The organism is Halomonas halmophila (genome assembly GCF_006540005.1).
GTDB classification, from domain to species: domain Bacteria; phylum Pseudomonadota; class Gammaproteobacteria; order Pseudomonadales; family Halomonadaceae; genus Halomonas; species Halomonas halmophila.
This window is the reverse complement of sequence record NZ_BJOC01000006.1, coordinates 1-18456: the sequence shown is the minus strand read 5'-3', so window position 1 is coordinate 18456 and position 18456 is coordinate 1. Positions and strand designations below refer to the sequence as shown.

At 64.3% G+C, this 18456-nt stretch carries 15 protein-coding genes; 4 read left to right on the top strand and 11 right to left on the bottom strand.

Translation table 11 applies throughout. From position 1 onward, the window contains the following. Positions 1-11 precede the first annotated feature (11 nt). From HHA01_RS01380 to HHA01_RS01345, 8 genes are all read right to left on the bottom strand, one after another. Positions 12-1037 (bottom strand): hypothetical protein, encoded by a 1026-nt coding sequence (locus tag HHA01_RS01380; RefSeq protein ID WP_246053772.1) that lies wholly within the window; start codon positions 1035-1037, stop codon positions 12-14. Positions 1038-1139: 102 nt separating this feature from the next. Further along, positions 1140-2240 (bottom strand): porin, encoded by a 1101-nt coding sequence (locus HHA01_RS01375; RefSeq protein ID WP_141317313.1) that lies wholly within the window; start codon positions 2238-2240, stop codon positions 1140-1142. 389 nt (positions 2241-2629) lie between these two features. Continuing rightward, complete coding sequence (locus HHA01_RS01370) at positions 2630-3814, bottom strand: ProQ/FINO family protein (RefSeq protein ID WP_246053771.1); 1185 nt, start codon at positions 3812-3814, stop codon at positions 2630-2632. 63 nt (positions 3815-3877) lie between these two features. Next, positions 3878-4417 (bottom strand): dihydrofolate reductase, encoded by a 540-nt coding sequence (locus tag HHA01_RS01365; RefSeq protein ID WP_141317312.1) that lies wholly within the window; start codon positions 4415-4417, stop codon positions 3878-3880. Then, positions 4414-5187, bottom strand: a complete 774-nt coding sequence (locus tag HHA01_RS01360; RefSeq protein ID WP_246053775.1) for a thymidylate synthase — start codon at positions 5185-5187, stop codon at positions 4414-4416. Before HHA01_RS01360 ends, HHA01_RS01365 begins: the two co-directional genes overlap by 4 nt. A gap of 235 nt (positions 5188-5422) precedes the next feature. After that, positions 5423-6202, bottom strand: coding sequence for a prolipoprotein diacylglyceryl transferase (gene lgt, locus HHA01_RS01355; protein ID WP_141317310.1), 780 nt, complete (start codon positions 6200-6202; stop codon positions 5423-5425). A 167-nt stretch (positions 6203-6369) separates the two neighbouring features. Beyond that, positions 6370-7164, bottom strand: a complete 795-nt coding sequence (locus HHA01_RS01350) for a sulfite exporter TauE/SafE family protein (RefSeq protein ID WP_141317309.1) — start codon at positions 7162-7164, stop codon at positions 6370-6372. Next, on the bottom strand, positions 7161-8222 hold the full coding sequence (locus HHA01_RS01345) for a response regulator (RefSeq protein WP_170214814.1): 1062 nt from the start codon (positions 8220-8222) through the stop codon (positions 7161-7163). The genes HHA01_RS01350 and HHA01_RS01345 overlap by 4 nt, the downstream gene beginning before the upstream one ends. 201 nt (positions 8223-8423) lie before the next feature. On the opposite strand from HHA01_RS01345, the gene HHA01_RS01340 reads away from it, so the two are divergent. Then, on the top strand, positions 8424-9191 hold the full coding sequence (locus HHA01_RS01340) for an NRDE family protein (protein ID WP_141317307.1): 768 nt from the start codon (positions 8424-8426) through the stop codon (positions 9189-9191). Between the two features lie 23 nt (positions 9192-9214). Here HHA01_RS01340 and ptsP read toward each other — a convergent pair whose 3' ends face one another. Next, a complete protein-coding gene (gene ptsP / locus HHA01_RS01335) occupies positions 9215-11476 on the bottom strand; it encodes a phosphoenolpyruvate--protein phosphotransferase (protein WP_141317357.1) in 2262 nt (753 codons plus the stop codon). 79 nt (positions 11477-11555) lie between these two features. Continuing rightward, on the bottom strand, positions 11556-12050 hold the full coding sequence (locus tag HHA01_RS01330; protein ID WP_141317306.1) for an RNA pyrophosphohydrolase: 495 nt from the start codon (positions 12048-12050) through the stop codon (positions 11556-11558). 149 nt (positions 12051-12199) lie between these two features. Here HHA01_RS01330 and HHA01_RS01325 point away from each other — a divergent pair, with 149 nt between their 5' ends. Then, on the top strand, positions 12200-12856 hold the full coding sequence (locus HHA01_RS01325) for a histidinol-phosphatase (RefSeq protein ID WP_141317305.1): 657 nt from the start codon (positions 12200-12202) through the stop codon (positions 12854-12856). Positions 12857-12990: 134 nt separating this feature from the next. Here HHA01_RS01325 and HHA01_RS01320 read toward each other — a convergent pair whose 3' ends face one another. Next, entirely contained in the window at positions 12991-13965 is a 975-nt protein-coding gene (locus HHA01_RS01320; RefSeq protein WP_141317304.1) for a malate dehydrogenase, read from the bottom strand. Positions 13966-14191: 226 nt separating this feature from the next. On the opposite strand from HHA01_RS01320, the gene HHA01_RS01315 reads away from it, so the two are divergent. Continuing rightward, on the top strand, positions 14192-15301 hold the full coding sequence (locus HHA01_RS01315) for an efflux RND transporter periplasmic adaptor subunit (RefSeq protein WP_141317303.1): 1110 nt from the start codon (positions 14192-14194) through the stop codon (positions 15299-15301). A 2-nt stretch (positions 15302-15303) separates the two neighbouring features. Beyond that, complete coding sequence (locus HHA01_RS01310; protein WP_141317302.1) at positions 15304-18366, top strand: efflux RND transporter permease subunit; 3063 nt, start codon at positions 15304-15306, stop codon at positions 18364-18366. Positions 18367-18456: the final 90 nt, after the last annotated feature.

Sequence of the window (18456 nt, the reverse complement as noted above, 5' to 3'; positions counted from 1 at the left end):
CGGCCACGCCCTCAGCGTCGATTCAACTGCTCGACCTTGAGCTCATAGTTGTTGGGCCCGGTGTGGGCCGAACCAAACTTCTGACCGTGTACATTGATGGTATAGCGCCCCGGCTGCAGCACGGTTTCCATGTCGACATCGCCATCGAAACCTTCCCCGGCCCCTTCGGCCACGACATTACCGGATTCGTCGAGCACTTCCAGCTCGATGCGATAGGTGTCTTCGGCACCCGGCGGATAGGTGGATGTCTCGATGGAGATCGTGCCGGCCTCGGCCACGTCGAAGGTCAGCGTCTTGCCACTGGCACGGATCTTGACGTCGGTGACGATGGTCTCGAAGCCCTCCTCCTCGGTCTCAGCAGCGGATGCACTCTGATCTCCGGCGGAGGCCGTGGCTGCCGCCGAGCCGTTCGCTTGGGCCCCGGCAGTCGACGCTTCGCCGGCAGTCGCGCTATCCCCGCTGCGCAGCGTTGCTACGGCATCATCGCCGCGCACGAATACGGATTTGCCGCCGGAGCGATTCTCGCCAACAAATTGAATGTTGCCGCCATCATCCACGGCTTCGTCAATCCGTTGACCCTGTTCGTTCAGACCCGCGACATCGATGGAATAGGCATCCCCGGCCTTGCCCCGGGTACCGAAGCGGTGGGCTTCCACGCGCAGTGTATAGTCACCGGGCTCGAGCTCGGCCTGCATTTCAAGGCCACCATTCTGCCCCAGTGCCTGCGAACGCGTGATCTCCTGGCCCTGATCATTCAGCAGCACGGCGGCAATGCGATAGTCATCGGCATAGCCGGCGGTCACATCGCTGGTAAAGGCATAGGTGCCGGCTTGCTCGACCGTAAAATCATGCTCGTTGACGCCGCCGAACAGGAAGCTGCGGCTATAGGCATCGGTCTCCGGCTGCAGATAGCCGGTCAAGTCCATCTGCTTGCCTTCTTCCCGGAAACGGTCCTGCATCTCGCTGGCCCAGGTCGGTGCCGCGACCAGGCTCAGCCCCAGGGTAAGCAAACCCGCGGTTAGGATCGGCTGTTTCATGGAACCTCGCTTGCCTCATTCTCGCCCAATGAAAAAAAGCCGACCCCGGGGGATCGGCTTTCGTTGTTCAACCCTTCGGGCAGGTCTCCCTGCAAGAGGGGTTTAGAACATGTAGGTCACGCCCACACCAACGCCGTCGTCTTCGTCGTTCTCTTTGTCATAGAACGCGGCTTCGGCCCAGGTGTACATGGCATCAGAGATGTTGTAGGTCGCGCCAACGATGATCTGGTTGTAGGTCTCGTCGCGCTCCTGCTCGTCCTGCAGGGACTCACCCAGTTCGTTGGTGAAGTCTTCCGCGCCCACGTCGACATACTGATAGGCACCATAGATGTCGCCCTGGCCATAGCCATAGCGGGCACCCAGACCATAGAAGTTGGTGGAATCGACACCATCAACATCGGATTCGAAGCGCTCGAGTTTCAGGGCCACACGCAGGCTGTCCATGGTGTACTGACCAGTGATGCCATAACGGTCGCCGAATTCCTGACCGGCATTGATAGCATCCTGGGTGCGAACCTCGTAGTTGTCGAGGTTGTCGTACATGGCGGCCACGGAGAAGTTGCCGGCCGTGTACTTGGCACCACCGAAGACGGAAGCATTGCTGTCACCAGACAGGTTTTCACCGCCAACAAACTGTCCAGGATCATTGTCAGAGGTGATCCCTTCACCATCACCCTTGAACTGGGTACCGATGGCCAGTTCCAGGCCGCTGAAGGACGGCGAGACATAGGTCAGCTGGTCGGTCTGAATGGCGCCGCCCAGGCCAGCATAGCTGGTGGAGTCGCTGACATCGAAGCCTTCGTTGTTGGTGACGGGATCCTGGATCCAGTCATCGAAGAGGTCATCATAGGAACCCAGCTTGACGTCACCGAAGTTGCCTTTCAGGCCGATGTAGGCGGTGTCACCACCATCCTGACGCGGGCCAGTGGCCATTTCGTCGGCGTTGATGTCGTCAAACTCGAGTTTCATGTAGCCGGTCAAGCCATCATAGATGACATGCTCGGCGGCGAAGCCGAAGGTGGTGCCGTTATCGGTCAGCTGAGAATCAGACTCGCCGTTGGCCTTCGTGGTGCTATAAACGGCCAGCTGGATGTTGCCGTAGACGTCGAGCTTGGTGCCATCCTGGTTGTAGACGGTGGCTGCCTGGGCGCCGGAGGCAACCATGGCACCGGCGATGGCAGTCGCTAACAGTGTCTTTTTCATTGCAGTATTCCTTATGACTAGCTTGCTGTTTCGATCGATGCTGCGTTGTGCAGCCGGCTTGCCTGTCAGGTGCCGGTTCTCGTTGCTGCATGAATCCTCATGGAGGGCAGCATGCGAGCCGGACCACGGCCAAGCCTTGTTATATTCCAATGCTCGCAGGGACAACTTTATACCGGGATCAGCGAGAGCGCAACAAGAAAAAAACACTGTTTTCTTTCTCTGCACAAAAAATCCCGCATTTCTCCCTGCGAAACTGGCCGGACGCCATCCCGGCGGGCCTGCCGTCACACATCGGCAAGAACCCGGAGTTCCTATGTCGATGCGGCACAGGGTGCATCATGCATGGCCGAGATGACGCTTTCAAGTCACCCAGACGACCGGAGCGTCATTCAGCGGCTCGTGCCGTCCGCGTTGTGGCGAGCCATCAACTCGCCGAGCTTGCGCTGCATGCGGCTATCGGCGGGCTCATCGGCCTGGGCGGATGACCCGCCGGATGACATCGCCTGGCTCGACGTGTCCGCAGACGACTTCTTGGGATCCGCTTCCCTGGCCTGGTGACTCGCCCCACCCTGATGGCCGGCATTGCTGGCCTCTTGTGGGCCGCGGGAGCCCCGTTGCTGCCCCTTCCCGCCACCGGCGCCTCGGCGCGGAGTCGAACGCCGCGAGGTCTTGCCACTGCTGCGCCGGGCGGACTGCAGACGCTCGAGCTTCTTGCGGGCATGCTCGGCGGCACCGCCATCGACTTGCCCTCCAGGCGCGCCATCCAGATCGATACGCTCGGCGCCTTCGCGCACCGACTTGAGATAGCGCGGCAGGTTGACGTAGCAGGCAAGGGCACGCCGCACCAGCTTTTCCGGCCAGGCCTCGCGTGCTGCCAGGGCTTCATGAATGCCCACCTGCAGCGGGCGCGTGTGCCCCTTGAAGAAGGCCTCGGGATAGCGCTGATACCATTGCTCGAGCAACGCCTGGGGAGACGGCGCCTCATCGACGCTGGGCAGCGTTACCTGCTGGTCCTGTTCCGACGGCCCCTCGACGACTGCGGAAGGCTCATCGGAAGCCTCCGCCACTTGATCCCTGCTCGCCGCCGGCTCGGGGTCGGCATTGCCAGCCTCCTGAAACGGCTTGTGTCGCTGCCCCATCAGGGCCGAGAACCCCTGGGCGCGACGGCCAGGCCGTTGAAAGAAGGAGCTGCCCTCATGCTCTCCGGGGCCATCGCGTTCGGCACGCAACTGCCGATTGTGGGATTCGAGCTCGCGGTTCTGCTCGTCCAGCTCGCGATTTTCCTCGAGCAACTCCATCCCCGAGGCTTCGGCATCGGCCAGGCGATCCTGCAGCTCGGTCAATTGTCGTGTCAGCGTATCGCGCTCATCGGCCCGCTCCCTGGCCTCGGCGATCAGTTCAGCGTTACGCGCTTCAAGTGCCTGTCGCTGATGCTCCAGTTCATCGAGCCGCGCCGCCATGGTCGCACGCTGACTGCGCGCCTCATGCAGTGCTTCCAGCAGGGCCTCGGCGCGCCCTTCCAGCGCCACCATCAAGCGCGTTGAACGTTCCTCGATCAATTCCTGATCCTCCAAGTGCGCCTTCCTGAACACGCCGCGGGCTTCTCCAGCGCCCCGGCGCCACACTGACAGTCTGTGTCAGGCGTCGGTCTCTGGCAAACCGCGACGCTGATACGACACAAAATCATAGGCCGGCTGCCCTTCGTCAGGGTTGCCGGGCACACGCTGCTGCTCTTGCCACTGGGTCATGTCGAGCGGCGGGAAATGCGCGTCGCCCTGCACCTCGACGGCCACCTCGGTCAGATACAACCGGCTGGCCAGCGGCAGGGCCTGAGCATAGATCTGGGCGCCTCCCATGACCATGATCTCGTCGACACCATCGATGGTGGCCTGCTGATCGGCCAGCGTCAGTGCCGCCGCCAGGTCATGGCAGACCCGGACACCCTCGGGCTGAAAGTTCGTATCCCGCGTGATCACGATATTCAGGCGGCCGGGCAAGGGCCTGCCGATCGAGGCGAAGGTCTTGCGCCCCATCACCAGCGGCTTGGCCTGGGTCATGAACTTGAAGAACCTGAGGTCCTCGGGCAGGTACCAGGGAAGCTTGTTATCGACGCCGATCACGCCATTGCTCGACATGGCCGCGATCATGGCGACGGGTACCAGGGTGCTATCCGTCATACGGCGACCTCCGCCTTGATGTGCGGGTGCGGTGCATAGCCCTCGATGGCGATATGTTCGAAACGAAACGCGAAGAGGTCATCCACGCCGGGCTCGAGCACCAGACGAGGCGCCTCGGTCGGCTGGCGGGTCAACTGCAGCTCGGCCTGCTCGAGATGATTGAGATAGAGGTGCGCATCGCCCAGGGTATGCACGAAATCCCCCGGCTCGAGCCCGGCCACCTGGGCAATCATGCGAGTCAGCAGGGCATAGCTGGCGATATTGAAGGGCACCCCGAGGAAGATGTCGGCACTGCGCTGATAGAGCTGGCAGGACAGTCGCCCATCGGCCACGTAGAACTGGAACAGGCAGTGACACGGCGGCAGGGCCATGTCATCGACCAGCGCCGGGTTCCAGGCCGAGACGATCAAACGCCGCGACTGCGGGTTGTACTTCAACTGCTCGAGCAAGCCGGCGATCTGGTCCACATGACCGCCGCGCGGATCCGGCCAGCTGCGCCACTGGTAACCATAGACCGGCCCCAGATCACCGTTCGCGTCGGCCCACTCGTCCCAGATCCTGACGCCGTTCTCCCGGAGATAGGCGATATTGGTATCACCGGCCAGAAACCACAGCAGCTCGTGAATGATCGAACGCAGATGCAGCTTCTTGGTGGTGATGAGTGGGAACCCGCGCGACAGATCGAAGCGCATCTGATGGCCGAACAGCGAGCGCGTACCCACGCCGGTACGGTCACCGCGCTCGACGCCATGCTCCAGCACCGCACGCATCAGGTCGAGATAAGGCTGTTCCAGAGGAGGTAGAGTCTCGGCTTTCACGGCAAAATCACAGCTGGGAAATTGAGTGGTTATTCTACACAGAGGCTACAGCTGCCGTAAGCCATCAGCTCCAAGTCGGAAGAAGGATAGAGGGAAGAAAAACACGAGCCGCGCTATACTCTTCCCTCTTCCAGGAGCGAAGCGACGCACTTCCCTCTTCAAGACGCCGCGCAGCGGCGTCTTCCCGTCAGGGCGTCGGCTGGCGTCGCGACCAGACCACCAACCCCGCCCCGGCGAGGATCATCGGCAGTGACAGCAGCATGCCCATGGTCAGCCAGTCGAAGGCGATGAACCCGAGCTGCGGGTCCGGACGCCGCACGAATTCCACCGCGAACCGGAAGATGCCGTAGAGCACCAGGAAGAGCCCCGAGATAAATCCACGACGACGCGGCTTCGCCGAGACCCACCAGAGCACGGCGAACAACACCAGGCCTTCCAGCACGGCCTCGTACAGCGAGGACGGATGACGCGGCTCCGGCCCCACACCGGGAAACGGCATGCCCCAGGGCAGATCCGTCACCCGCCCCGGCAGCTCGTGGTTGATGAAGTTGCCGATACGCCCGGCCCCCAGGCCGATGGGTACCAGGGGCGCGACGAAGTCCGTCAGGGTGAAGAACGCCAGCCGCTTGCGGCGAGCGAACCACCAGGCAGCCAGCAGCACCCCCAGCAGGCCGCCATGAAAGCTCATGCCGCCCTCCCAGACACGCAGCACCCAGAGCGGATCCGCCAGCCACTGGTCCATGCCATAGAAGAGCGCATACCCCAGGCGACCGCCCAGGACCACACCGAGTGCACCATAGAACAGCAGATCGCCAACGTCATCGCGGGTCAGGCCGATGCGCTCGGCACGCCGGCGCCCCAGCCACCAGGCAGCGAGGAAACCGATCACGTACATCAGGCCGTACCAATGCACCTGGAAAGGCCCGATCGAGATAGCAACCGGGTCGATGGAGGGATAAGTCAGCATGGGGTCCTCAAGAAGAAGTAAGAGATAAGAAGTAAGAGGTAAGAAGAAGTAAGAAGGAAGACGCCAAACGAAACATTTCAGCAAAGCCGCCAAGGGTTTTCTTCCCTCTTCCAGCGGCGAAGCCGCGCTCTTCCCTCTTCAAGACGCATAGCACCGCTCTATCACTCTCAAAGCAGAAACCTCACCCCGACCCCTGCGAGCAGCAGGGCGAAGGCGATGCCGAGCTGTCGGGCCGGTAGCCGGTGGGCGAGCCAGACGCCCAGGCGGGCACAGGGCACACTGGTCAGCACGATGCCGAAGAAGGCAGGCCACATGACATAGCCCAGCGCGCCCGGCGGCAGACCGGGCTCCTGCCAGCCGACCAGGATGAAGGTGGCGGCTCCCAGCAAAGCGATCGGCAGACCGCATGCCGAGGACGTGCCGACTGCCTGCGTCATGGTTGCCCCGCTACGTGACAGCCAGGGGACACTCAGGGTTCCCCCGCCGATGCCGAACAGCGCCGAGACGCCGCCGATCATGGCGCCGGCCAGCATCATCACGCCGTTCCCGGGTTCCTGGCGGCGCGCTGCCGGCCGCAGGCCGAGCAGCATCTTGACCGCCACCAACAGCAGGAAGATACCGAACAGCATGCCCAACCATTCGCTCGACAGGCGATCCGCCACCAGCCCACCGCCAATGGCGCCGATCATCAAACCCGGCAGCAAGGCCAACAGCCAGGGCTCATGGACACTGCCACGACGATAGTGACCAAGCGCCGAGGAGGCGCCGGTCACCACGATCGTCGCCAGCGAGGTGCCCACGGCAAGGTGCATCACCACCTCCGGCGCGACCTGCTGTAGCTCGAAGGCAAACACCAGCGCCGGCACGATGATCAGGCCGCCGCCGATACCGAAGAGCCCGGCCAGAGTCCCCGCCACACTACCCAGCGCCAGGTAGCCGAGCCACAACGAGGCCTCACTCATGAAGGCTCCTTGCCATCCTGGAGCACACCCGGCAACCAGTGACGCACGGTTTCCAGGATGTCCTGGGGGCGGTATGGCTTGGCCAGATAGTCATCCATCCCGGCTTCCTCGAAACGGCGTCGATCCGCCTCACCGGCATTGGCGGTCAGGGCGATCACCACATTGCGTCCTGCGCCGGACCCGGCCGATTCACGTTCCCGCCAGATGCGGCAGGTTTCGACACCGTCCATGTCGGCCATGAAGATATCCATGAACACCAGATCGATCGGCCACTCGGATAGACGCTCCAGCGCCTCGCTGCCGCAGGAAGCGGTGACTACTTGCAACCCCTCGCGCTCGAGCACTTGTCGGGCCAGCATCAGGTTGACGGGGCCATCGTCCACGATCAGCACACAGGCACTGGGGTCCTGTGCCACATCCGGTGACTCGTCGAGGGTGTCCAGCAGTGATCTGGCATCCGCCAGCTGGCTGCGTAACTTGCCCACCAGCTCAGGACATGACGTCTCGGCCGGAACCTGTCGTTCGAGCGCCTCGAGCGAAGGCATCAGGGTCTGCTGGAGATGAGCCAGATAATGCGACTTGAGCCGGGCAGACTCACGGGCTCGCTCGCGTTCGGTCTTCAGGCGGCCCACGCGACTCTGCAGTGACTCCAGCTCATCGCTCAAACGCTGCTCAGCCTGTCGTGTCCGGGCCAGTTCATCCTGTTCCCGAGACGCCGCCCCCCCCAGCCGGGTCACCAGGTGGTCGATCCGGTCCTGAGGCGAGCGCGTGGCCACCCGCTGGTCCTCTGTAAGCTCTACCGCCTGGTCAAGCGCCCGATCCAGGCTGTCGAGACGCGCCGCGAGTTCCTGCGTATGTCGATACAGGCGCTGCCTGAGCAGCATCAGGAAGATGGCCACATTCAGGCTGCTGCCGACCAGCAGCGTCAGCAGCAGCCAGAAGGTGAGGCTCCAGGAGGCCTCTGCCGGCATCAGCCACCAGCAGATCAGGGTGATGGCGACACCCAGCACGACCAGCAACATCTGGGCCAACAACACCGGCCACAGGATAGGGCTCACTACCTGTGTCCAGAGGGGCTCCTTGGGCAATCCGACTCGCATGTTCATCCTTGTAACGGGTCGATGATAAACAAAGTTTACGCCGGGAAACCCGGACTGTCATGAGAGGGTGCCGATAAATTACCGCCGTCCTTCGTGACGTTTGCCCGGGGCTTGCAAGTGGACTTTGCAAGGCCGTTAAAGCCGGTTAGGCTCAGCGGAATGTGCCTGATCGCCTTCGATTTCCGCCCCGACGACGCCATCCGACTGCGCCTGATGGCCAATCGTGACGAGTTTCATTCCCGCCCCACGGCCGGCCTCGGCGCCTGGGAAGATGCCCCGGCCATCATCGGCGGACGTGACCTGCAAGGTGGCGGCGGCTGGATGGCCATGCACCGCCACGGACGCTTCGCCGCGGTGACCAATGTTCGCGATCCGGGTCTCGAGGTGCCGGTCTCGTCCCCCAGCCGCGGCGCACTGGTCAGAGACGCTCTCGAGTGCGATGACCTGGCGCAATGGTTGAGGCAGCTCGCGCAGGGCGAGGCGCGACGCTACGCCGGCTTCAACCTGCTGGCCGGGGATGGCCAGCGGCTCTGGCACCTGCACCGCGGCCGGGCAGCGCTGAGCCTCACGGCCGTTCCGCCCGGCATTCATGGCCTATCCAATGCCAGCCTCGACACCCCTTGGCCCAAGCTGCTGAACGCCTGTCAGGGCCTGGCGGACAGTCGGCAGGCCGGCTGGCCGGAGACAGCACTGGCGCGCTTCGCCGACACCCGTCAGGCCGACGACGAGCGGCTTCCCGATACCGGTGTCGAGCCGGAGCTCGAACGCCGGCTCTCCGCCGCCTTCATCCTGGGCGACGCATACGGCACACGCTCAACGAGCTGGCTGGAATGGCAGGTCAGCGGGCACTTCAGGATGCACGAGCGGCGTTTCGGCCCCGGCGGAACCCGGCTCGACGACCACCACATCGACACCCGACAGGCCTGAAGCGCCACCGACAGTGACGGCCATCAATCCCGTGGCGGCAGCAGGTGGCTCAATTGCCACTCGGCCATGCGCTGGTCGAGGTGCTTGCGCACCGCGGCCGGCGAGTCGAATTTCAGTGTCTCGTCGACCAGTTGCTGTGCCGCCTGCAGGGAAACACGCCTGACCGCCGCCCGCACCTTGGGCAGGCTGGGCGCGTTCATGGACAGCGAACTGAAGCCCATGCCCATCAGCAGCAGGGCGCCGGCCGGATCCCCGGCCAGTTCACCGCACACCGATGCCGGCACCTGCAGGTCGCGCGACTCCGCGGCCAGCCGGGCCAGCGCCGACAGCACGGCCGGATGACAGGCATCGTAGAGTTCGGCGACGCGTGGATTGTTGCGATCCACGGCCAGCAGATACTGGGTCAGATCGTTGCTGCCCACCGAAAAGAAGTCGACGCGCTTGGCCAGTGCGCCGAGCTGATAGAGCGTGGCCGGCACCTCGATCATCACCCCGACCCTGGGCCTGGCCACCACGATGCCGTCTTCTCCGAGTTCGGAAATGGCACGCTCCAGCAACCTCAGGGCATCGTCGACCTCGTCGACATTGGTGACCATCGGCAGCAATACCTGCAGATTGTCGAGCCCCTGGGAGGCACGCAACATCGCCCGGAGCTGGACCATCAGGACTTCCGGATGGTCCAGGGTGACGCGAATGCCCCGCCAGCCCAGGAAGGGGTTGGCCTCTTCGATGGGAAAGTAGGGAAGGTCCTTGTCGCCGCCGATATCCAGGGTGCGCATGACCACCGGCAGGGGCGCGAACCCCTCCAGCTGCTCGCGGTACAGGCGCGTCTGCTCCTGCTCGCCGGGGAAGCGCTCGGTGATCATGAACGGCACTTCGGTGCGATACAGCCCGACGCCGCCGATGCGTGCCTTCAGGGAAGACACGGCATCCACCGCCAGGCCGGTATTGACCATCAGCGGTATGTCATGACCATCCGTGGTGCGACTCGGCAGATCCTGTTCGTGTTCGAGAACTTCGCTGAGCTCGCGCTCCTCGTCGATCATGCTCTGATAGCGACGCTCGAGTTCCTCGTTGGGGCGCACGAAGAGGCGGCCGCGGTGACCATCCAGGACCACCGGCGTGCCGTTGAGACGCGGCAGCGGCAGATCGACCATGCCGAGCACCGTGGGAATGCCCATGGCGCGAGCCAGAATCGCCACATGCGAGGTGCTGGAACCCTGGACCGAGACCAGGCCGGCCAGGCGGTCGCGGGGCACCTCGCCCAGCATGGAAACGCTGATCTCGTCGCCGACCAGAATGGTGTTCTCGGGATAGACATCCGGCGTGGCACTGGTGCCTTCCTGGAGATGCGCCAGCACGCGCCGCCCCAGATCGCGCACATCCGCGGCACGCTCGCGCAGGTAATCATCGTCGACGCGCTCGAGATACTGCACGTGACGACGCACCACATCGGCCAGAGCCCCCGGCGCCCACTGGCCTTCGCGGATACGCTTGACCACCTCCTGGGACAGCGCCGCCTCGCCCAGCATCTGCTGATAGACATCGAACAGCGCCAGCTCCTGGGTCGAAATACGATTCGCCAACCGCTCGCCGGCCGAACGGATCTCGTCGCGCACCTTGCCGATGGCATCGCGCAGGCGCTCGATCTCGTAGTCTTCATCGGTGGGAATGAGATCCGGCACACTGTTCAGGTCGGCCGGCGGCGCGATCACCACGGCCTGGCCGATGGCCATCCCCGGCGAGGCCGCGACACCCACGAAGGTCGCCTGCCCGCCCGGCAGGGCCGGGCGGGTCAGACTGCCGGTGGCCAGGGCATGCGCCAGCACCCCGGCCAGCTGAGCGGCCATGGTCACCAGGAAGGCTTCATCGGCCTCATCGTAGCGACGCTTCTCTGACTGCTGAACGACCAGCACGCCGAGCATGCGGCGCTGGTGGATGATCGGCACGCCCAGGAAGCTCGAATAGCGCTCTTCCCCGGTGGCCTCGAAATAGCGAAAGTGCGCATGGGCACGCGCATCCTCGAGGTTGAGCGGCTCCTCGCGCTTGGCCACCAGGCCCACGAGGCCCTCGCCCACGGGCAGGGTGACCTGCCCCACCGCCTGGCTGCGCAGCCCGATCGTCTCCATCAGCACCAGCCGATCGAGATCGGGGTCGAAGAGATAGAAGGAACACACGTCGGTACGCATGGCCTTGCGGATGCGCCGCACCATGGTGGAAAGGGCCGCGTCCAGGTTGCGAGCCCCGTTGACCTCCAGAATGATGCGCCGCAGCACTTCGAGCATCGGCGTCCTGCTGTCCATTGTACGGGTCTCTCGCCTCCGGAGTATGATGCCGGGAGTCGCCCCGGCGCGTGTCGGGCAATCAGCTCCGATCGAGAGCCAGACGCTGTGCTCGCGGCGACAGCTCACGCAGCGCGCGTCGATAGACCTCGCGCTTGAAGGGCACGACCTGCCCCAGCGGATACCAGTAGCTCACCCATCGCCAGCCATCGAATTCCGGCTTGGCCGGACCGCTGTCCATGCAGATCCGGTTTTCCCGGCAGCGAATCCGCAACAGAAACCACTTCTGTTTCTGGCCGATGCATACCGGGTGGCAATGCGTTCGCACCATGCGTCGCGGCAGGCGGTAACGCAGCCATCCCCTGGTGCAGCCAAGCACTTCGACATCATCGGCCGTCAGACCGATTTCCTCGTACAACTCACGGAACAGTGCCTGTTGCGGTGTCTCGTCAGCCTTGATGCCTCCCTGGGGAAACTGCCACGCATTCTGCCCAACCCGACGCGCCCAAAGCAGCTGCCCTCTGTCGTTGGTAATGATAATACCAACGTTGGGGCGAAAGCCGTCTGCGTCGATCACGGGCTTCACCTTATCAATAAAATATTGGGATCATTCTTCCACAAGCGCGTGAAAGGGTTCAATAAGGCAATCGTCCATGCTCGAATCGGCGCCGGACCTCTGACATAATCCCCGCTCCCCGATCATCGCCGACCCTCGAGAGGAATGCCGTGAGCCTCGCCATCTTCGACCTCGACAAGACCCTCCTGGCCATCGACAGCGACCATGCCTGGGGCGAGTTCCTGCTGGAACAGGGCGCGGTGGACCCGGTCGCCTACAGGCAAGCCAACGACCGCTTCATGGCCGACTACGAGGCCGGCACCCTGGACATGCGAGCCTTCCTCGAAGTCGCCCTCAAGCCACTGGCCGACAACAGCCCGGAACAGCTGGCGGCCTGGCACCAACAGTTCATGGCCAGCAAGATCGAGCCGGCCATCCTGCAGCGCGGTGAAGAGCTGGTGGCCCGCCACCGCAGTCGCGGCGACACCCTGCTGATCATCACCGCCACCAACCGCTTCATCACCCAGCCGATCGCCGACCGCCTGGGCATCGACGAGCTGATCGCCGTGGAACCCGAGATGGTCGATGGCCACTATACCGGCCGAGTCACCGGCATCCCGAGTTACCAGGAGGGCAAGGTCACCCGCCTGATGGAATGGCTGGAGGATCGCGACGACACCCTCGACGGCGCCTGGTTCTACAGCGACTCGCACAACGACCTGCCGCTGCTCGAGACCGTCGACCACCCCGTCGCCGTCGACCCCGACCCGACCCTGCGCGACATCGCCACACAACGCGACTGGCGGATTATCAGTCTGAGGGACTGACCCCCCAGCTGCGAGGGAAGTTGGAAGAACGGCGCTTCGCGCCTTGAAGAGGGAAGAAGGCAGCCCCAACAAGAAAACCCCGATCGCCTGAGCGTCCGGGGTTTTCTTACGACTTACTTCTTCATTCTTTCTTCTTACCCGAGCAAATGCTCCACGGCGTTGCGTTCTTCGCGCAGTTCCTGCTCGGTGGCGCTCATGCGCTCGCGGCTGAAGTCGCTGACGTCCAGGCCCTGCACGATGGTGTACTGACCGTTCTGGCAGGTCACCGGGTAGGAGTACATGATGCCGGGTTCGACGCCATAGCTGCCGTCGGCGGGGATACCCATGCTGACGATGCCGTCGCTGCCCAGCGCCCAGTCACGCATGTGGTCGATGGCGGCGGAAGCAGCGGAAGCGGCGGAGGAAGCGCCGCGAGCCTTGATGATGGCGGCGCCACGCTGCTGGACGCCGGGAATGAAGTCGTTCTCGTACCAGTCCTGATCGACGAGATCGAGCGCCGGCTTGCCATCCACCTTGCAATGGGCAAGGTCCGGATACTGGGTGGCGCTGTGGTTGCCCCACACGATCATCGACTCGACATCCGTGGAGTGCTTGCCGGTCTTCTGCGCCAGCTGGGTGGTGGCACGGTTGTGGTCCAGACGCATCATGGCGGTGAACTGGCCCGTGTCGAGATCCGGCGCATTGCAGGAGGCGATCAGCGCATTGGTATTGGCCGGGTTGCCGACCACCAGTACACGCACATCGCGGCTGGCATGATCGTTGAGTGCCTTGCCCTGAACCGAGAAGATGGCCGCATTGGCTTCCAGCAGGTCCTTGCGCTCCATGCCCGGGCCACGCGGACGCGCGCCGACCAGCAGGGCAAAGTCCGCGTCCTTGAAGGCGACATTGGGGTCATCTGAGGCGACGATGTCGTGCAGCAGCGGGAAGGCACAGTCGTTGAGTTCCATCACCACGCCGTTGAGGGCATCCATGGCAGGCGGAATCTCGAGCAACTGGAGGATGACCGGCTGGTCCTTGCCCAGCATGTCGCCGGCGGCGATGCGGAACGCCAGTGAGTAGCTGATCTGACCTGCGGCACCGGTAATGGCTATACGGACGGGATCTTTCATCGTGGCTCCTTCGGTTGTCGCCGTGAGAGTGAGCCAGGCAGGCAGGTGATGACCCGCCCAGGCCGGGCATGCAACGCCTGAAATGGTATGCCGGCATTGCGCAAAACTCAATTCACGCGGTGACCTCCCACCCGCTGCCGTCATCCGAAGAACCGGGCGCCTTCCCTACCCGCCCGGATGCTGCGATGATTCCCCGGTCAACCGGTAGCCACCATGGAAGGCCCGAATGCCACGTCAACGCCCCGCCTTTTCTGTCCTGCTGGCCATTGCCCTGGGGCTTGCCCTGCTGCTGTGGCTGGCCTTCGGCGATATCTCGAGCTTTCGCGACTCGGCACCCGACGCCGCTCCTTCCGACGAGGCCGCGGCCCCGCCGCGGGTCGAGGTCGAACGACGTCAGGCCTCATTGTATGCGCCGCGACTGATTGCTCAGGGTGAGCTGGAAGCCCATCGCACCCTGGAGCTTCGGGCCCGCCAGAGCGGACGCGTCGAGGCCATGCCGGTCAAGCTGGGCAGCCGTGTGGCATCCGGTGAGCTGTTGCTCAGCCTCGATCAGGGAGCCCTGCCCGAACGGCTGCAGCAGGCCGAGGCCGAACTCGCCCTGGCACGTGCCGAGCTTTCCGGGGCCCGCAACCTGCGAGATCGCGAGCTGATTTCGAACCCCGAGTTGCTGCGCCGTCAGAGTGCGCTGAGTGCCGCCGCCGCACAAGTCGCCGAGCTGCGCCAGCAACTTGACGATACCCGCCTCGAGGCCCCCTTCCCCGGTGTCCTCGACCGCCTCGACGTGGACCCTGGCGAGCTGGTGCAGGCCGGTGAAACCTGGGGCCGGCTGGTCGACGACTCACGACTCACCGCCCGCGCCTGGGTACCGCAACGCAAGGTGCTGGGCCTGGAGACCGGCCTGCCGGCCCGGGTACGCCTGCTCGACGGCTCGACCCTGGAGGGTGAGCTGACCCACATCACCAGTCGCGCCGACGAACAGACCCGTAGCTTCGCCATCGAGGTCGCACTGGACAACCCCGAGCATCGCCGACTGGCCGGCGCCAGCGCCACCCTAGAACTGACCCTGCCGCCGCGCGAGGTGCACCGCATGTCGCCTGCCCTGCTCGAGCTCGATGAACAGGGTCAACTGGCGGTCAAGCATATAGATGCCCAGAACCGGGTGGTACGCGACAACGTCGAGCTGGTCAGCAGTGACGATGAAGTGGCCCGGGTGGCCGGGCTGCCGGACCGCATCAGGCTGATCACCCTGGGCGGGGGCTTCGTCGACCCCGGCGACAGGGTCACGCCGGTCGCCGCCGACACAGCGTCCAGCGCGACGCAAGAGGAGTCCGACTGATCATGCTCACGCTGATCTCGGCGGCGCTGGACCGCTCGCGCACGACCCTGATGCTGTTGCTGGCCCTGCTGCTGGCAGGACTGGCCGCCTGGCAGGCCGTGCCCAAGGAAGCCAACCCGGACATCGCCATTCCGGTCATCTATGTCTCGATGAGCCTGGAAGGGGTCAGCCCGGAGGATGCCGAACGCCTGCTGGTCCGCCCCATGGAACAGGAACTGAGCAGCATCGAGGGGCTGCGCAAGTTGACCGCACAGGCCAGCGAGGGCCACGCCTCGCTGAACCTCGAATTCGATCCCGGCTTCGACCCCGACCAGGCCCTGACCGACGTGCGCGAGAAGGTCGATATCGCCAAGGCCGAGCTGCCCGATGAAGCCGATGAGCCCCGGGTCGTGGAGGTCAATGTGGGACTCTTCCCGGTGCTTTCCATCGGCCTTTCCGGCCCCGTCGAGGAGAGCCGCCGCGTCAGCATCGCGCGACGCCTTCAGGAACGCATCGAGGCCATCCCCCAGGTGCTGGAAGTCGATATCGGCGGCGACCGGGAGAACCTGCTGGAAATCATCGTCGATCCCCAGGTGCTGCACAGCTATGGCGTGGATTTCCAGACGCTGTTCAACAGTGTCAGCCGCAACAACCGGCTGGTCGCGGCGGGCAGCCTGGACACCGGCGCCGGACGCCTGGCGCTCAAGGTCCCGGGCGTCATATCGCAGCTCGAGGACATCATGAAGATGCCGGTCAAGGTGGAGGGTGACCGGGTGGTGACCTTCGACGACGTGGCCCGCCTGAACCCGACCTTCAAGGACCCCCAGGGCTTCGCGCGCATCGACGGCCAGCCAGCCATGGTGCTGGAAGTCGCCAAGCGTGCCGGCGCCAACATCATCGCCACCATCGACTCGGTGGAAGCCCTGCTCGAGGAAGCCAGGGGCCTGATGCCCGATGACCTCGAGGTGACAACCATCATGGATCAGTCGGAGCAGGTCGAGTCGATGCTCTCCGAGCTGCTCAACAACGTGCTGACCGCGGTACTGCTGGTCCTCATCGTCATTCTCGCCGCCATGGGCCTGCGCCCGGCCCTGATGGTCGGCCTGACCATTCCCGGGGCCTTTCTCACCGGCATCCTGCTGATCTGGGCCCTGGGCATGACGCTCAACATGGTGGTGCTCTTCGCCCTGATTCTGGTGGCCGGCATGCTGGTCGACGGCGCCATCGTGGTCAGTGAACTGGCCGATCGCCACCTGCGCCAGGGGCAGCCACCCGGCGAGGCCTGGCTCAATGCTGCCAGCCGCATGAGCTGGCCGGTCATCGCCTCCACCGCTACCACCCTGGCCGTCTTCGTGCCGCTGCTGTTCTGGCCGGGCGTGGTCGGCGAGTTCATGAAATACCTGCCGGCCACGGTGATTCTGTGCCTGCTGGCGTCATTGGCCATGGCCCTGGTGTTCCTGCCGACACTCGGCGCTGTCTTCGGTGCTCGCGGTGGCCGTTCGCTGAGTGACGAGGAACTGGTGACCACGGGTGGACGCCTGTATCGCCGGATACTGGGGCGCCTGCTGGCCCGCCCGGGGCTGACGCTGCTGGTCGCCCTGCTGTTGATGGCACTCACCTACACGGCTTACGCGCGCTTCAATCACGGCGTGGAGTTCTTCCCCAGCGTGGAGCCCGACAGTGCCCAGGTGCTGGTGCACTCCCGGGGCAATTTCTCGGCACGCGAGAATGACGCCATCGTCCAGCGCGTCGAGTCCCGGCTGACCGACATGAGCGAGATCCAGGCCCTCTATGCGCGTTCCTTCGCCACCTCGGACCAGCAACTCGGTGCCGATGTAATCGGCGTGCTGCAATTCCAGTTGATCGACTGGCACCAGCGGCGTCCGGCCCGGCAGATCCTGGCCGACATGCAGGAGCGTACCGCCGATATTCCCGGAGTCCAGCTCGAATTCCGCGAACAGGAACAGGGGCCGGCCGCGGGCAAGCCGATCGTGCTGGAAGTCAGCGGCCGCGACAACGCCCAGACCGAAGCGGCCGTGGACAGCCTGCGACAGGCCATGAAATCGCTGGGCGGTTTCCGCGCTATCGAGGACAACCGCAGCCTGCCCGGCGTGGAGTGGCGTATCCAGGTGGATCGCGAGGCAGCCGCCCGCTTCGGTACCGATGTCGCGACCATCGGCAATGCCGTGCAGCTGCTGACCACCGGCCTGCAGGTCGCCAGCTACCGGCCATCCGGCGTGGATGATGAGGTGGACATTCGGGTGCGCCTGCCCGAAGACTCGCGTTCGCTGGACCAGCTCGACCGACTCACCGTCAATACCACCCGCGGCCAGGTGCCGATCTCCAACTTCGTGAGCATCGAACCGGCCCCCAAGGTCAGCACCCTGCACCGCATCGATGGTCGGCGCGCCATCACCCTGGAAGCCGATGTCGAGGACGGAGCTCGCCCCGATGAGCGTCTCCAGGCGCTGCGCGATGCCATGCAATCGCTGCCCGAGGGCGTCTCTGTCGAAGTGGCCGGAGAGCAGGAGGATCAGCAACAAGCCATGCGCTTTCTGGTCACGGCCTTCGTGGTGGCCATCTTCCTGATGGCGCTGATCCTGGTGACCCAGTTCAACAGCCTCTACCAGGCACTGCTGGTGCTGTCCGCCATCGTCTTCTCGACCGCCGGCGTACTGCTGGGGCTGCTGGTCAATGCCCAGCCCTTCGGCATCGTCATGGTCGGCATGGGCATCATCGCCCTGGCGGGCATCGTGGTGAACAACAACATCGTGCTGATCGACACCTTCAACCAGCTGCGCGGCGACGGCCTCTCCCCCCATGACGCCGCCCTGCAGGCCGGCGGCCTGCGCCTGCGCCCCGTACTGCTCACCGCCATCACCACCATCCTCGGCCTGATGCCAATGGTGCTGGAAGTCAACGTGGACCTGTTCGCCGGCTCACTCGGCCTGGGCGCCCCCTCGACCCAATGGTGGACCCAGCTCTCCAGCGCCATCGCCGGCGGCCTGACCTTCGCCACCGCCCTGACCCTGCTGCTGACACCCTGCATGCTGGTGCTGGGGCCGGGGAAGAGGGTTAGGGGTTAGAAGGAAGAAGGAAGAAGGAAGAAGGAAGAAGGAAGAAGGAAGAAGGAAGAAGGAAGAAGGAAGAAGGAAGAAGGAAGAAGGAAGAAGGAA

Bases quoted from the DNA above. Each gene is read 5' to 3' on its own strand.
- HHA01_RS01380 (WP_246053772.1), bottom strand. From the start codon at position 1,037: ATGAAACAGCCGATCCTAACCGCGGGTTTGCTTACCCTGGGGCTGAGC.
- HHA01_RS01375 (WP_141317313.1), bottom strand. From the start codon at position 2,240: ATGAAAAAGACACTGTTAGCGACTGCCATCGCCGGTGCCATGGTTGCC.
- HHA01_RS01365 (WP_141317312.1), bottom strand. From the start codon at position 4,417: ATGACGGATAGCACCCTGGTACCCGTCGCCATGATCGCGGCCATGTCG.
- HHA01_RS01360 (WP_246053775.1), bottom strand. From the start codon at position 5,187: ATGCGTGCGGTGCTGGAGCATGGCGTCGAGCGCGGTGACCGTACCGGC.
- lgt (WP_141317310.1), bottom strand. From the start codon at position 6,202: ATGCTGACTTATCCCTCCATCGACCCGGTTGCTATCTCGATCGGGCCT.
- HHA01_RS01350 (WP_141317309.1), bottom strand. From the start codon at position 7,164: ATGAGTGAGGCCTCGTTGTGGCTCGGCTACCTGGCGCTGGGTAGTGTG.
- HHA01_RS01340 (WP_141317307.1), top strand. From the start codon at position 8,424: ATGTGCCTGATCGCCTTCGATTTCCGCCCCGACGACGCCATCCGACTG.
- ptsP (WP_141317357.1), bottom strand. From the start codon at position 11,476: ATGCTCGAAGTGCTGCGGCGCATCATTCTGGAGGTCAACGGGGCTCGC.
- HHA01_RS01320 (WP_141317304.1), bottom strand. From the start codon at position 13,965: ATGAAAGATCCCGTCCGTATAGCCATTACCGGTGCCGCAGGTCAGATC.
- HHA01_RS01315 (WP_141317303.1), top strand. From the start codon at position 14,192: ATGCCACGTCAACGCCCCGCCTTTTCTGTCCTGCTGGCCATTGCCCTG.
- HHA01_RS01310 (WP_141317302.1), top strand. From the start codon at position 15,304: ATGCTCACGCTGATCTCGGCGGCGCTGGACCGCTCGCGCACGACCCTG.